This window comes from Selenomonas sp., from assembly GCF_057272215.1.
Map to the genome: position 1 here is coordinate 1 of NZ_DBHIUY010000005.1, position 13,206 is coordinate 13,206.

At 55.0% G+C, this 13,206-nt stretch carries 12 protein-coding genes and 2 tRNA genes; 12 read left to right on the forward strand and 2 right to left on the reverse strand.

Annotated elements, in window-relative coordinates; genetic code table 11:
- The first annotated feature begins 256 nt into the window (after positions 1–256).
- Entirely contained in the window at positions 257–1,261 is a 1,005-nt protein-coding gene (locus ACO5Z0_RS05420; RefSeq protein ID WP_485649485.1) for a hypothetical protein, read from the forward strand.
- A gap of 93 nt (positions 1,262–1,354) precedes the next feature.
- Positions 1,355–1,717: a glutaredoxin family protein gene (locus tag ACO5Z0_RS05425; protein WP_485649486.1), complete on the forward strand. Its 363-nt coding sequence runs from the start codon at positions 1,355–1,357 to the stop codon at positions 1,715–1,717.
- Between the two features lie 129 nt (positions 1,718–1,846).
- Here ACO5Z0_RS05425 and rpsT read toward each other — a convergent pair whose 3' ends face one another.
- On the reverse strand, positions 1,847–2,110 hold the full coding sequence (rpsT, locus tag ACO5Z0_RS05430) for a 30S ribosomal protein S20 (protein WP_009645094.1): 264 nt from the start codon (positions 2,108–2,110) through the stop codon (positions 1,847–1,849).
- Between the two features lie 150 nt (positions 2,111–2,260).
- Here rpsT and ACO5Z0_RS05435 point away from each other — a divergent pair, with 150 nt between their 5' ends.
- The 7 genes from ACO5Z0_RS05435 (at position 2,261) to ACO5Z0_RS05465 (ending at position 8,116) form a co-directional block, all read left to right on the forward strand.
- The gene (locus ACO5Z0_RS05435; RefSeq protein WP_442673882.1) at positions 2,261–2,716 is read left to right on the forward strand and encodes an RpiB/LacA/LacB family sugar-phosphate isomerase; all 456 of its coding nucleotides are present in this window, start codon (positions 2,261–2,263) and stop codon (positions 2,714–2,716) included.
- Between the two features lie 119 nt (positions 2,717–2,835).
- Positions 2,836–2,911 (forward strand) — tRNA-Asn (locus tag ACO5Z0_RS05440).
- A gap of 5 nt (positions 2,912–2,916) precedes the next feature.
- Positions 2,917–2,991 (forward strand) — tRNA-Glu (locus ACO5Z0_RS05445).
- 254 nt (positions 2,992–3,245) lie between these two features.
- Positions 3,246–3,845, forward strand: a complete 600-nt coding sequence (locus ACO5Z0_RS05450) for a hypothetical protein (protein WP_485649487.1) — start codon at positions 3,246–3,248, stop codon at positions 3,843–3,845.
- A 259-nt stretch (positions 3,846–4,104) separates the two neighbouring features.
- Entirely contained in the window at positions 4,105–5,214 is a 1,110-nt protein-coding gene (locus ACO5Z0_RS05455) for a M48 family metallopeptidase (RefSeq protein WP_485649488.1), read from the forward strand.
- Between the two features lie 10 nt (positions 5,215–5,224).
- Positions 5,225–6,448, forward strand: coding sequence for a tryptophan synthase subunit beta (gene trpB, locus ACO5Z0_RS05460; protein WP_485649489.1), 1,224 nt, complete (start codon positions 5,225–5,227; stop codon positions 6,446–6,448).
- 294 nt (positions 6,449–6,742) lie between these two features.
- The gene (locus ACO5Z0_RS05465; protein ID WP_485649490.1) at positions 6,743–8,116 is read left to right on the forward strand and encodes a DUF389 domain-containing protein; all 1,374 of its coding nucleotides are present in this window, start codon (positions 6,743–6,745) and stop codon (positions 8,114–8,116) included.
- 151 nt (positions 8,117–8,267) lie between these two features.
- Here ACO5Z0_RS05465 and ACO5Z0_RS05470 read toward each other — a convergent pair whose 3' ends face one another.
- Complete coding sequence (locus ACO5Z0_RS05470) at positions 8,268–8,804, reverse strand: OstA-like protein (protein WP_442673138.1); 537 nt, start codon at positions 8,802–8,804, stop codon at positions 8,268–8,270.
- Between the two features lie 181 nt (positions 8,805–8,985).
- Between ACO5Z0_RS05470 and ACO5Z0_RS05475 the strand changes: the two genes are divergently transcribed.
- The 3 genes from ACO5Z0_RS05475 to rpoD all read left to right on the forward strand — a co-directional run bounded on the left by ACO5Z0_RS05475 (position 8,986) and on the right by rpoD (position 13,190).
- Positions 8,986–9,993, forward strand: coding sequence for a deoxyguanosinetriphosphate triphosphohydrolase (locus ACO5Z0_RS05475; RefSeq protein WP_485649491.1), 1,008 nt, complete (start codon positions 8,986–8,988; stop codon positions 9,991–9,993).
- Positions 9,994–10,193: 200 nt separating this feature from the next.
- A complete protein-coding gene (gene dnaG, locus ACO5Z0_RS05480; RefSeq protein ID WP_485649492.1) occupies positions 10,194–11,978 on the forward strand; it encodes a DNA primase in 1,785 nt (594 codons plus the stop codon).
- Between the two features lie 78 nt (positions 11,979–12,056).
- Positions 12,057–13,190: an RNA polymerase sigma factor RpoD gene (gene rpoD / locus ACO5Z0_RS05485; RefSeq protein WP_442673135.1), complete on the forward strand. Its 1,134-nt coding sequence runs from the start codon at positions 12,057–12,059 to the stop codon at positions 13,188–13,190.
- Positions 13,191–13,206: the final 16 nt, after the last annotated feature.

The following is a 13,206-nucleotide window of genomic DNA, read 5'->3' on the forward strand; positions in this document are numbered from 1 at the left end:
TAGGTTTCTGTAAGGGCGGCGCACAATGTCCACAAAGTGGACGTTTGTGCGTGTAGCTTACCATGAAACCCCAAGAGGTCAAGCCCGAAGGGTGCAGACCGATTGGTTAGGTTTCTGTAAGGCGTGAGGACATATGTACAGCATGCCATCTTGATGAAACTGTCGCAGGAAACGGGCGTAAAAGCAAGTCATGCCGCTTCGCGCGACGGCTGAACATATGTCCTGAAAGTTTACTTTGCGTACCTAGGAGGCTTTCATGAAGATACTCGTGACGATACCGCATTATTACTCGCATGATCCAGAGGGCATCTATGCTTCGAACGGCGATCCTGAGCGCAAGGCGAAGAACCTTCGGAAGCTCATCGTGCATCTGAAAACGCTGTTTGAAAGCCCGCAGGCATATTGCCGCTATGATTTGCAGAACGCGGACGGTTCGCGTTTTACGGATGCCGATTTGCAGGCGGGGAAGCCGATAGCACGCTCTTTGGCGAATTATTACGCGGCGAACGAGGATCTCCATGCCAAGGTCGATATCGTGCTCTCGACGGCGGGGGAGCGTCATGCGCTCGATCGTCTTGAACTGCCGCAGGGGATATACGAGCGAAGGGATTTCCCCGATGTCGATCCGAAACTTTTGGGCTTCACTTGTCAGGATGTGCTCAAGGAGAGGCATGGCGAATACGATTATTACTGCTACATGGAGGACGACCTCGTCGTGCACGATCCGCTGTTCTTCCAAAAGCTCGCGTGGTTCGATGCGCTCTTCGGTGCAGAAGCTGTGCTCTTGCCGCATCGCTTCGAGTACAATGAGCGCTGCGTATTTCCGAAAGGGTATGTGGAGACGGACGGTTTCGAGGCGGGAAGCGAGCTTGTGGAGCGTCTTTCCTTCGCTCAGAAGTACATCGACTTTGCCGAGCGTCCCGTCTTGACGGCTTCCATGCTCGGCGGCAATGTGCGCTTCGTCAAGGCGCGCAATCCGCATTCGGGCTGCTTCTTTTTGACGGCGGCGCAGTTCGAGCGTTGGCTGCGCTGCCCTTACTTCGGCGAGCGCACGGGGGAGTTCTCTTCGACGTTCGAAAGCCCTGCGACGTGGGGGCTTATTCGCACCTTTGGCGTTTACAAGTGCGACTTTCCTATGGCGGCGTTCTTTGAGATCGAGCACGCGGGCGCGCGCTTTTTGGGGCAGAGCCTTTCCGTGGAGCCGCAGAAGCGCATCAATGCGGCGTCGTTTGCGAGAGAAGGCATACATTTTTCGTTTTGATATCAGGGGAACGGATCAAGGAAGTTCGTCCGATCGGTGCAGAGTTTTCGTTCGTCGATATGGAGCGGACGGAAAAGATGCGCTAAGAGGGCTATGCTGAATGTATCCGTGCCTCTGGGAGAGAAATTTGCTGCAGCAGCGGCGTCTTTGACAGAAAGGCGGTTTAGCGAGATGAAGAAGGTCACAGTGCTGTATATGGAAGGCTGCCCGTACTGCCGTAACGCAGCGCGGGCGATGGACGAACTGGAAAAGGCGTACTCCGCTTACGAGGAAGTGCCCGTCGAATGGATTGAGGAGACGCGGGAAAAAGAAAAGGCGCAGCCTTTTTCCGAGAGCTACTATTATGTACCATCCATGTTTGTTGACGGCAAAAAACTTTACGAGGCGAAGCCGGGCGAGGGTTATGCGGAATGTAAAGCGCATGTGGAAGAAGTGCTGCGGGCGGCATTGGGCTGAGCGGCGCTCCCTGTGCTTCGGGCGGCGGGCGTCTTGGCATTATTGCAATAGAAAAATCCCATCTCCATAAGCAATGCAGTTTCTCATTGCCTATGGAGATGGGATTCTATCGTGTCGCCGAGAACGTCGTTATGCCATGGCATTGACCTTGCGGGCAAGGCGCGACTTTTTGCGGGCGGCGCAGTTCTTATGGAACACATGGTTCGCAGCAGCCTGATCGATCGTCTTGCAGGCGGCTTTCAGGAAGGACTTCGCTTCATCCGCATTTCCTGCTTCGACGGCATCAAGGACGTGGCGCGAAGCTGTACGCACGCGGGACTTTTCCGCAGCGTTTTTCGCACGGCGCTTCTCATCCTTCTTGACGCTGCGGATGGATGCTTTGATGTTCGGCAAATGTTTCACCTCCCTTAAAGGAAATTATACTGTAGTATCTTAGCATGGATGGGGGGAAAATGCAATATTTAATTTCGCAGCAGGGAATTTGGAAATAACTGCGAATGAATTAAGGGTGAGACAACAGCCGGATCAAGGGAGGTATTTCCGATGAAGAAAACGATCGTCATAGGTGCAGATCATGCGGGCTATCCCATGAAGCAGTTCTTGCTGCAGCAGTTGAAGGAAGCGGGCTGCAGCGTCGAGGATGCGGGGACGTATGACGAGAAGTCCTGCAACACGCAGCCCTATGCGCAGAAGGTGGCGGAGGATGTGGCGAGGAGCGAAGAGAAGCTCGGTATCCTCGTCTGCGGCACAGGGGCGGCGATGTGCATTATGGCGAACAAGGTCAAAGGTGCGCGCGCTGTCATCGCGCACGATCTCTTCACGGCACGCATGATGCGCACGCACAATGACGCCAACATCCTCTGCATGGGGCAGCGCGTCATTGCGAACAATATGGCATGGGAGATTGCAAAGACGTGGCTCTCCTGTGAGCCGCTTGGCGGCAAGTATGCCGAGCGTCGCGAAAGCATTGCAAAGTATGAGGATGAACATTTTAAGTGATGGGAAGGCTTCGGATGCGCCGGATTTCGCATGAATTTTTATCTGAGCAAAAATAATGCTTGCGCACCTGTCTGCAATCGTGTATAATACTTCTTGCTGGTGCGTGAGCACCTTATGATTCCTCGATAGCTCAGTAGGTAGAGCGCCTGACTGTTAATCAGGTTGTCGCAGGTTCGATCCCTGCTCGAGGAGCCAATATTGGCGCGTTGGTCAAGTGGTTAAGACACCGCCCTTTCACGGCGGCTTCACGGGTTCGAATCCCGTACGCGTCACCATTTGCAATGTCTGACACCGTCTTAGGACGGTGTTTTTTTTGTAGATTTTTGCAAGTCTGCCGGATAGATTTGCTTGCTGAGGAATGTTAAGGAAATTATGTCGCAATTTTAATAACAATCACCGACCTTTCGGGAAGGATTTTTTTCTTCTGCGCCGAATTATTCAGCAAAACGAAAGAGATTTGAAATTTTTCGAGAAAGATTCGCGAGGAGAGTGAAGAACTGCTATGCTGGTCGGAGGCGTCGTTTGCTCTGTGGCGTTTTATTGTCGGCGCTGCGGCAAGATTCATGTGCATGATGTGCCATATTTCCCCGGTATGAAGCGTTTTTCTCTGCGCTGTGCAGACTGTTCGCATGAGCAGGCGGCGTTGGTGCGACAGGATAAGGGACGCTGGGAGATTCATGTGCCGTGCGTCGCCTGCGGCAAGGAGCATGTGTTCAGCTACAGTCTTGTGCAGCTCAAGCGCATGAAGCTTGAGAAGGTGTATTGCAGCCAGGATCGTTTTGAGCTTGGCTATATCGGGCAGCGTCGTCGCATCGAGGAGCTTTTGGCTTTCAATCAGACGGAATTTGAAAGGCTTCATCCTTCCGATGGTACGAATTTCATCGGGAAACAGCAGATTTTACTTGAAGCGGTCAATCGTGTGCATGAGTTCGTTGCTGCGGGAGAGGTCGCCTGTCTTTGCGGCAGTCATGATTTCATCGCGCAGGTGCGCGGTGATTCCGTCCTGCTGGAGTGCGGGCAGTGCGGCAGCTGTGCGGTGATTCCTGCCGAGAGCGCCGCAGACCTTCGTCGGCTCGTATGTGGCTCTGCCATTGGCTTCTTGGCTCCGGCGCTGCACAATAAACGCTGAAATGGAAAGACTTGCGGTATCATTTTCTCAGAAAATGACCGCAGGTCTTGTTTTTTCCCTTGGAAAAGGATTTTTGCCTGTTTTCGTCGAACCTAGAAGAATAAATCATTGTTTATACGTAAACTATATGCGCAAACGTCCGCTTTGTGGACATTGTGCGCCGCCCTTACAGAAACCTAGCCAATCCGTCTGCGCCCTTCGGGCTTGACTTCTCGGGCGATGTTTTGCGGGGGATTTGACGGAGATGAGGAGGACGATCATGGAAAGGAAATCTTGGAAAAAGCGTATCACAGCCGCGCTCATGGCGGGGATTTTCGCCGTTGGCGGCAGTTTTGCCCTGCAGCCGGCTCCTGTGGCGGATGCGGGCTGGGGTGACCTTTTGGGCACGGTCATCGGTGGTTTTCAGGCAAAGGCTGAGGCGGAGAAGCAGATCAAGGAACTCGATCAGACGGAAGCGGGTCGTCAGCAGCTTTTCACGATGTTCCAGGAGGAGTACGGCGTTGAGGAGGCGTCGCCGTGGGAAGAGCTTTGTGCGCGGGCGATCGATCGCGTGTCGGATGGCATAGCCAAGACGGATCCGTCAGTGCGTGACAAGCCGTTTCTTTGGTTTATCAATCAAGAGGACAGCTTCAATGCGTTTTGTTCGCTTGGCCATGTGATGTCGATTAATCGAGGGCTTTTCCATTACTTGCAGAACGAAGATGAGATTGCCGTCGTCTTGGGGCACGAGATGGGACATGGTATGAAGAGCCATGTGGCGGATGGTTGGCGCAAGCAGATTGATGTTGCGATCGGTGCGCAGGTACTTGCCAGCATAACGGATTCTTCCGCTCTCAGAAACAAGGTGCTCGATACGGTCGTCACGCAGATCAATCGCGTGTCGATCGGGCGTGCGCATGAGTGGGAAGCGGACGGGCTTGCACTCCGATATATCACGGATGCGGGCTACAACCCGGGCGCTGCCGCTGCTGTTTGGCAGCGTTTTATGGAGCAGCAGGGGGACAATCCGCAGAATTTCGTCAGCGAGATGTTTGATCCGTCCGATCATCCGACGAACAAGGAACGGCGCGACAAGTATATGCAGAGCGTCAAGGATTACAGCGGCGGTCATGTCGAGGTCAAGGACGGCGCCGTCTACGTCAAGGGAAAGCGGTTTGTCGAGCCTGCAGCAATCGCGAATATGAGCGGCGCGGAACGAGCCTACTTCGTGCAGGGCAACTTGGCGGCGGCTTACCATAACGGTCATGCGACGGAGAGCGCCTATGCGGACGGCGACGTCGTCATGCTCGGCGCACAGCCTGTCATGAGCTGCCTTGCCGGGGATGAGTCGGCGTCGGCGCTCGCTGCAAGACTGAATCAAATGAAGTGAGGGAAACTGTATGGATTTTAAGCGTTATCTCAAGGAATATCCGAATAAGGAGGGGCGTTTCGGCAAGTTTGGCGGCGCGTATCTGCCCGAGCAACTTGTGCCTGCCTTTGAGGAAATCACCGAGGCGTATCTGACGATTTGCCATTCTTCGCAGTTCATCAATGAGCTTCGGCGCATTCGCCGCGAGTTCCAAGGCCGCCCGACACCGGTTTACCACTGCGAGCGTCTTTCGCGCAAGATCGGCAACTGCCAGATTTATTTGAAGCGTGAGGACTTGAATCACTCGGGCGCACATAAGCTCAATCACTGCATGGGCGAGGGGCTTTTGGCGAAGTTCATGGGTAAGAGGCGCATCATCGCCGAGACGGGGGCGGGGCAGCACGGTGTTGCGCTCGCGACGGCGGCGGCTTTCTTCGGGCTTGACTGCACGATCTATATGGGCGAGGTCGATATCAAGAAGCAGGCGCCGAACGTGGCGCGTATGAAGGTACTCGGTGCAAAGGTCGTGTCGGTGACGGAGGGCGCCAAGACACTCAAGGAAGCTGTCGATGCGGCTTTTGAGGATTATCTGGCAAACTATAAGGAAACGGTCTACTGCATCGGCTCGGCGCTTGGACCGCATCCGTTCCCCCTGATGGTACGCGACTTTCAGATGGTGGTCGGTATCGAGGCGCGTGAGCAGTTCTCTGAGATGACGGGCTTTTTGCCCGACGTCGTGACGGCATGTGTGGGCGGCGGCAGCAACGCCATTGGCATGTTCATCCCGTTTCTTGAGGATCCCGTCGAGATCGTCGGCGTTGAGCCTCTGGGGCTTGGCGAAACGCTCGGCGATCATGCGGCGTCTATGTCGTACGGCGAAGAGGGCGTCATGCACGGCTTCAACAGCATTATGCTCAAGGATGGAGCGGGCGAGCCTGCGCCTGTGTACTCGGTTGCGAGCGGTCTCGACTATCCGTCCGTCGGCCCTGAGCACGCATTTTTGCGCGAAGTCGGACGCGTCAAGTATGATACGGCGACGGATGAAGAGGCGATCGGCGCGTTTTTCAAACTGTCGCGCTACGAGGGCATCATTCCGGCACTCGAAAGCTCCCATGCGGTCGCTTATGCCATGCGCCGCGCCAAGGAGATGGATACGGGTTCGATTCTCGTCAACCTCAGCGGCAGAGGCGACAAGGATCTCGATTATGTCATTGAGAAGTACGGTACGGGTGAGAAGTATTTGGACTTTTCTTGAACACTTGGATGAAGGAACATTAAGAGGCCTTTGGGAATTACCCACAGGACCCGCATGCAAAAGGAGTTGCCGTAAAGCAGCTCCTTTTGCATGCGGGTTCTGTGTATGCTCTTATCATATACTTCTTTCTATACACATGCTTTCCTGCTGGAAAAGTTAGATTGTACGACTTCTTACAGGGGCTGACGGTTTTTGAGCTGGGAGGTCCGATATGACGGTGAAGGGCTCGAAAATATTCATGAAACATGGTATGCTTCTATATAATGAAAGTATCCCGATGCCCAGACGAAGGAGATGGTTTGTTTGGTTTGGAATAAGCTGAAAGATTTTTTTGATTTGCATGGCGACATCGCGTCGATACGGGAAATTACAGATCGGATCAACGCCGGCGTGCGATTTCGGGGGACGAATCTCTGTGTACTGATGTTGGCCATCTTTATCGCCTCCATCGGACTCAACATGGACAGCACGGCGGTCATCATCGGCGCGATGCTGATCTCTCCGCTGATGGGGTCGATCTTGGGTATCGGCTATGGCCTTGCCCGGTATGACAGCACATATATCCGCTCTAGTGCAGGCAGTCTGTTGGCCCAAGTGCTCATTTCGGTTGCCACATCGGCACTTTATTTTTCCCTTACGCCCATAGATACACCCTCGTCGGAACTGCTTGCACGGACATCACCGACCATCTGGGATGTTTTGATCGCTGTTTTCGGTGGACTGGCAGGCATCATCGGTATAACACGTAAAGAAGGTGGAAATGTCATCCCCGGCGTTGCGATTGCGACGGCTCTCATGCCTCCTCTCTGTACCGCAGGGTATGGCATTGCTACGGGTGTGACTGCATATACTGTAGGTGCGTTATATCTTTTCTTCATCAATAGTTTCTTTATCTGTTTGACCGCATTCAGTGTCCTGAAAATCATTGACATTCCATCCAAGATCGAGCGGGACTCCGTGGAATTTTCAAGACAGAAACGCTACCTGCTGACATTTGCCATACTTATCACATTGCCCAGTTGTTTCTTTGCGTATCAGAGCGTGCAGGAAAATCTGGAGAGCGAGCAGGCGAAGATTTATATCGAGGAGAATTTCAAAGTGCCGCCTCATCTGGCGATCTCCTATACCTTGGATAGTGAGGAGAAAATATTGACGGTATTTACGATTGCCGGAATATCGGAGGATGATTTGACAGTATTGACGGAGAAACTGCATGAAAAGGCACATCTCAGACCTTTCCGTCTGGAGGTTTTTTCTGCGGAAACGGTGGAAGAGCGGGAAAAGATGGAGGCGATGATCGATCAGAGACTCAGCGAGGTTGAAAAAAGAGCCATTCCTTCCGTACAGGAACAACAGACAGTGACCGCACTCAAATCTGCTCGAGAGGAAAGTGAAAAACAGGGCACTTATATATTGGACTGGAATCGTGAGGCACGTATCGTGTTCCCGGAAATCTCCCGCATCGCCGTTGGGAGTGTGCGCGGCCCTGCTGCGACTGCAGATCCATCGGCTTCTCTGAGTGAAATGCCGATTGCTTTTATATACTTGAAGGCCAATATGGACGAAGCGTTGCGTGCTCGTTTGACCGAATGGATTTCCACTAAGGCGCAGCGCCGTGTACAGGTGCAGTTCTTCCCCGAATCCACACAGGCAGAGGGAAAAATGTAACGATATTGCCGAGTCAATGTTCAACGAGTTGTTGGGCAGACGCCAAAAAGCCCGCTCAGTCCCCGTGAGTAAGAGGAATGGGTGGGCTTCAGTTTGTGAAATCTCGTGTTCGTTTCGACGGTGCGGTGTGAAGAAGGACGTGTACTGCAGCTTAGAGCAGCTCGTCCTTCGCGACGTCGTAGAAGGCGTGCTCCGCCTTGATCTCGCGCTTTCCTTGCTGGATTTTTACGTTGTCGTCGAATTGTGCGATTTGGGTGTCCCAGTTGAAGAGTCCGCGATCTGCCTGAATCGTGAATTTGGGGCGCTCAAGACGGACGTTGCCGTCGACGGCTGCTTCGTGCGTCTTGCCGATGACGTGCGCTTTGTCGCCTGTGAGCTTCAAGCCGTCCTGCGAGACGCTGACGTTGCCTTCGCACCAGACTTCGAAGTCCGATGAGTTCACGCCGCTTTGGGCGTCGAAGGAGCCGTTTTTCAGATACTTGAGCGCCGTTGCAAGATCGACTTCGGCATGGTCGGCTTGGAAGGTGCAGCCGTTGGCGACGATGCGTATGTTGCCGTCAAAGACGCAGCGGCCTGAGGCGAAGTCGAGGTTGTAGGAGTCGAAAGAGAAGTTTGGCGCGGCAAGAGCCGCAGCGCTCCAAGCGAGCAGAACGAACAGCATGAGAATAGAGACAAGGCTTTTTTTCATAACGATGCTTCCTTTCCTTGACGGGAGAAGTGCTTTTCCTGCGAGGTTCTTTCCCTAATCATACAGCAAGCGGACAGCTTTTTCCAGCGAATTTTCTTTAAAGGATGCTTTTCGGCAGGATAAAAGGCTTTTTTGCCGTATTAGTTGATATATGAAAAGAGCAGAAGAAGGAGGCCGGCAGATGACGATACGGGAAAAGCGCGAGGCATTGGAATATGAGATGCTTTCACCGCTCGCGGCGAAGAGCAGGGAAAGCCGCAGGCGAACGCCGATTGCGCCGTGCCCCTTTCGCACGGACTTTCAGCGTGACCGCGACCGCATTCTGCATTCGAAGGCGTTCCGCCGTTTGAAGCGCAAGACGCAGGTCTATATCGTCTCGGGCGACCACTATCGCACGCGCATGACGCACAGCTTGGAGGTGTCGCAGATCGCGCGCACGATCGCACGAGGACTTTTCCTCAACGAGGATTTGACGGAGGCGATCGCGCTTGGGCACGACGTCGGGCATACGCCGTTCGGTCATGCAGGTGAGGCGGCGATGGCGGAGATCCTCGGTCATTTTTCGCACAACGAGCAGAGTTTGCGCGTCGTCGAGTATCTTGAACGCGAGGGTGAGGGGCTGAATCTGACCTTCGAGGTCAAGGACGGCATCGTCAACCACACGGGCAAGCACTTGCCCAAGACACTCGAAGGACGCATTGTGCGCATCGCTGATCGCATCGCGTATCTATGCCACGATTACGACGACAGCCTGCGTGCGGGGATGCTGCAGGCTGGCGATTTGCCCGCTGTCGTTTACGCGAGGCTCGGTCATACGACGTCGGAGATGATCACGGGCATGGTTTCTGATCTCATCATGTATTCGGCGAAGCAGAAGGATATTGCCCTATCGCCTGTCATGCAGGAGGTCATGGATGCCTTTCGCGCGTTTATGTTCAAGCACATCTATCACTCGGAGCGATTGGCGCGTGAGCGGCAGCAGGCGGTTTTCGTCCTGCGTGAGCTTTATGCGCACTATATGGAGCGTTTCGATGAGCTGCCTGAAGAGTTTCGTCGGCATGAGGCGCGCTGGGGCAGGCAGCAGACTGTCGTTGATTATGTGGCGGGGCTTAGTGATAACTATGCCGTGCATACGTTCGCACGGATTTTCATGCCGCCCGTCGGTTTTTCCGTGCCGGGTGACGGATGATTTTTCCGGCAGTTTTCTCGCAGGCGTCTTTTCGTGGCGTCGGGCAAATTTTTCTTGCGGGACGGAAAAAAAGAGGATATTTTTGTTTTGTAGGGAATATAAAACGTAGTGGAATTTGCGTGGGGGATTTGCCCCTTTTCCGAGGCGTTTTCGAACAGCGCTGACAGGCAAAGAGAGGGAGCAGCGGAGGATGAAGAAGCATGAGGAATGAGGCGATGGATGCTTTCGTCGAACGCGTACGCGCGGATTCTGACATCGTTACCGTCGTTTCTTCCTATGTCGCGTTGAAGAAAAAAGGAAACCGCTACTGGGGCTGCTGCCCTTTTCACCACGAGAACACCCCGTCTTTTTCGGTGGTTCCCGAGCAGGGATTTTTTTATTGCTTCGGCTGCCATGTCGGGGGAAATGTGTTCAAGTTCCTCTCCCTTATCGAGAATATTCCTTATTTTGATGCAATCAAATGGCAGGCGGAAAAGCTCAACATTCCGTTGCCGCAGCGTGAACGAAGCGCATCTCAAATGGCGCGGGACAAGAAGATCGAGGAGCTTCGCCGCGTGCATGAAATGGCGCAGGCGTTTTTCCACAACTGCCTGACGAAAACGCATTACGGCGATGCGGCAAAAGCGTATCTTGCAGGACGCGGCATCGACGCGTCGATCATCGAGGCGTTTGGCATCGGCTGTGCGCCGCCTGCATGGGATAAGCTCGCCGTCGCTTTTCAAAAGCGAGGCGTCCCGCCGGCTCTTTTGGAAGAGAGCGGACTTGTGACGAAGCGGCAAAAGTCTGACGGTTACTATGATCGTTTCCGTGACCGCGCGATCATCCCGATCCGCGATGCACGCGGGCGCGTCGTAGCGTTTGGCGGGCGTATTCTTTCTTCGGGTGAACCGAAGTATTTGAATTCGCCCGAGACTTTGATTTTCAATAAGCGTCGTCTGCTCTTCGGTCTGGATCGTGCGCACCGTGCGATTGCACGCGCGGGATTTGCTGTCGTCGTCGAGGGCTATATGGATGCGATTTCCGTCGCGGCGGCGGGCATCGAAAATGTCGTCGCTTCTCTCGGCACGGCGTTTACGGCGGAGCAGGCGAGACTTCTGCTCCGCTATGCGCCGGAGCTGCGCTTTTGCTACGACAGCGATGCTGCGGGGCAGGAGGCGACGCTGCGTGCGCTCGCCGTCGCGCGGGACGTCGGCGCAGCGGTCAAGGTGCTGCGTGTGCCAGACGGCAAGGATCCTGACGAGTACATCCGAAAGTACGGCAAAGAAGCCTTTCAAACGCTTATCGAAGCGGCGCTGCCCTATGTGGAGTACCGTATGATGCGCGTTTTGGAGGCGGCGGACAAGGAGAGTCTGCAGGGCAGGCTCGACGCGCTTTCGTCGCTCTTGCCCGTGTTTGCTGAAGTCAAGAGTCCGGCGGAGCTTGGCAGCTACATCGTGCGTACAGCGCGTGAGCTGACGCTCGACGAAGGTCTGATTCGCGCCGAGATTGGACGCGCGGGCGGCTCTCTTGCATCGCCTGCGGCTGCGCGGGAGACGACGCGGCGGGCGTTCAAGAAGGCGGACGACGCACTGCGCCGAGCGGGGCGCGTCGTGCTTGCAACGGCGTGGCGCGATGCACCGATCACGGAGCATATCGCTGCGCTTGTACCGTTTGCTGCGTTTCCGACCGCAGAGCAGACGCAGGCGCTTTCTTGGCTACATGATCTTCACGCGGCGGGCGAAGCGCCGACGGATGCACGCGCACAGGCGGAGCTTACGGAGGCGGCGATTGCCGAGATCAGCCGTGCGCTTGCTGAAGATACGGCTGCGGCGGACGCACTTGAGGCTTACGATGACTCTATGCGCCGCCTGCGCAGGGCGTACCTCGCGCAGCTTTATGAGGAGCATACGCGGCGCGCTGATCAATGGGAAAAAGAGAACGATGCGCGATTCTTGCAGGAATTAGCGCAGATTCAGCGAATAAAGAACGAAATGGAAGGGCTATGAGCAGAAAAAGAGCATTTTCCAGCGCGGGCTGCCTTGTCCCGCATGACGAAATGAGCAGCAGAAAGGAGGCGCGATTCCATGGCGGAGGAAACGAATAAGGCGGCTCTCGGCGTGGACAAGAAGCCGACACAGAGCTCTGCCATCGTGTCGAGCCTGCTCGCCAAAGGGCGGGGAAACGGCGGCGTGCTGACCTATGGCGAGCTGATGACGGCATTGCAGGAGCAAGAACTCTCGCCGGATGAAATCGACGACCTTTACGAAGCATTCAGCAACAAGGGCATTGAGATCGTGGACGACTCGAACCGCGGGCAAGTGGATGTGGACGAGGATAAGGTCGAAGTCGAGGAAGAGGCGGACATCGATCTGAGCATTCCCGAGGGCATCAGCATCGACGATCCCGTGCGCATGTACCTCAAGGAGATCGGCCGCGTGCCGCTCCTTTCCGCCGATGAGGAGATCGCTCTTGCCAAGCGCATGGAAGCGGGCGACGAAGAAGCGCAGAAGGAGCTTGCAGAGGCGAACTTGCGTCTCGTCGTGAGCATCGCCAAGCGCTACGTCGGCAGAGGGATGCTCTTCCTCGATCTCATCCAAGAGGGGAACCTCGGACTTATCAAGGCGGTTGAAAAGTTCGACTATAACAAGGGGTATAAGTTCAGCACTTACGCGACGTGGTGGATTCGGCAGGCGATTACGCGCGCCATCGCCGATCAGGCGCGTACGATCCGCATCCCCGTCCACATGGTCGAGACGATCAATAAGCTGATTCGCGTCTCACGGCAGCTTTTGCAGCAGCTCGGGCGCGAACCGTCGCCCGAGGAGGTTGCCGAGGCGATGGAGATCAGCGTAGAGCGCGTGCGCGAAATCATGAAGATCGCGCAGGAGCCTGTGTCGCTGGAAACGCCGATTGGTGAGGAGGAGGACTCCCACCTCGGCGACTTCATCGAGGATCAGGACGCGCCCGCACCGGCGGAAGCTGCGTCCTTCATGCTCCTCAAAGAGCAGCTCGAAGAAGTTCTCGACACCTTGACCGAGCGTGAGGAGCGTGTTCTGCGCCTGCGCTTCGGACTTGACGACGGCAGGGCGCGTACGCTTGAGGAAGTCGGACAGAACTTCGGCGTGACGCGCGAGCGCATCCGCCAAATTGAGGCGAAGGCTCTCAGGAAGCTGCGCCATCCGAGCCGCAGCCGCAAACTTAAGGATTTTCTCGATTGATTTGAATGATGAAGGC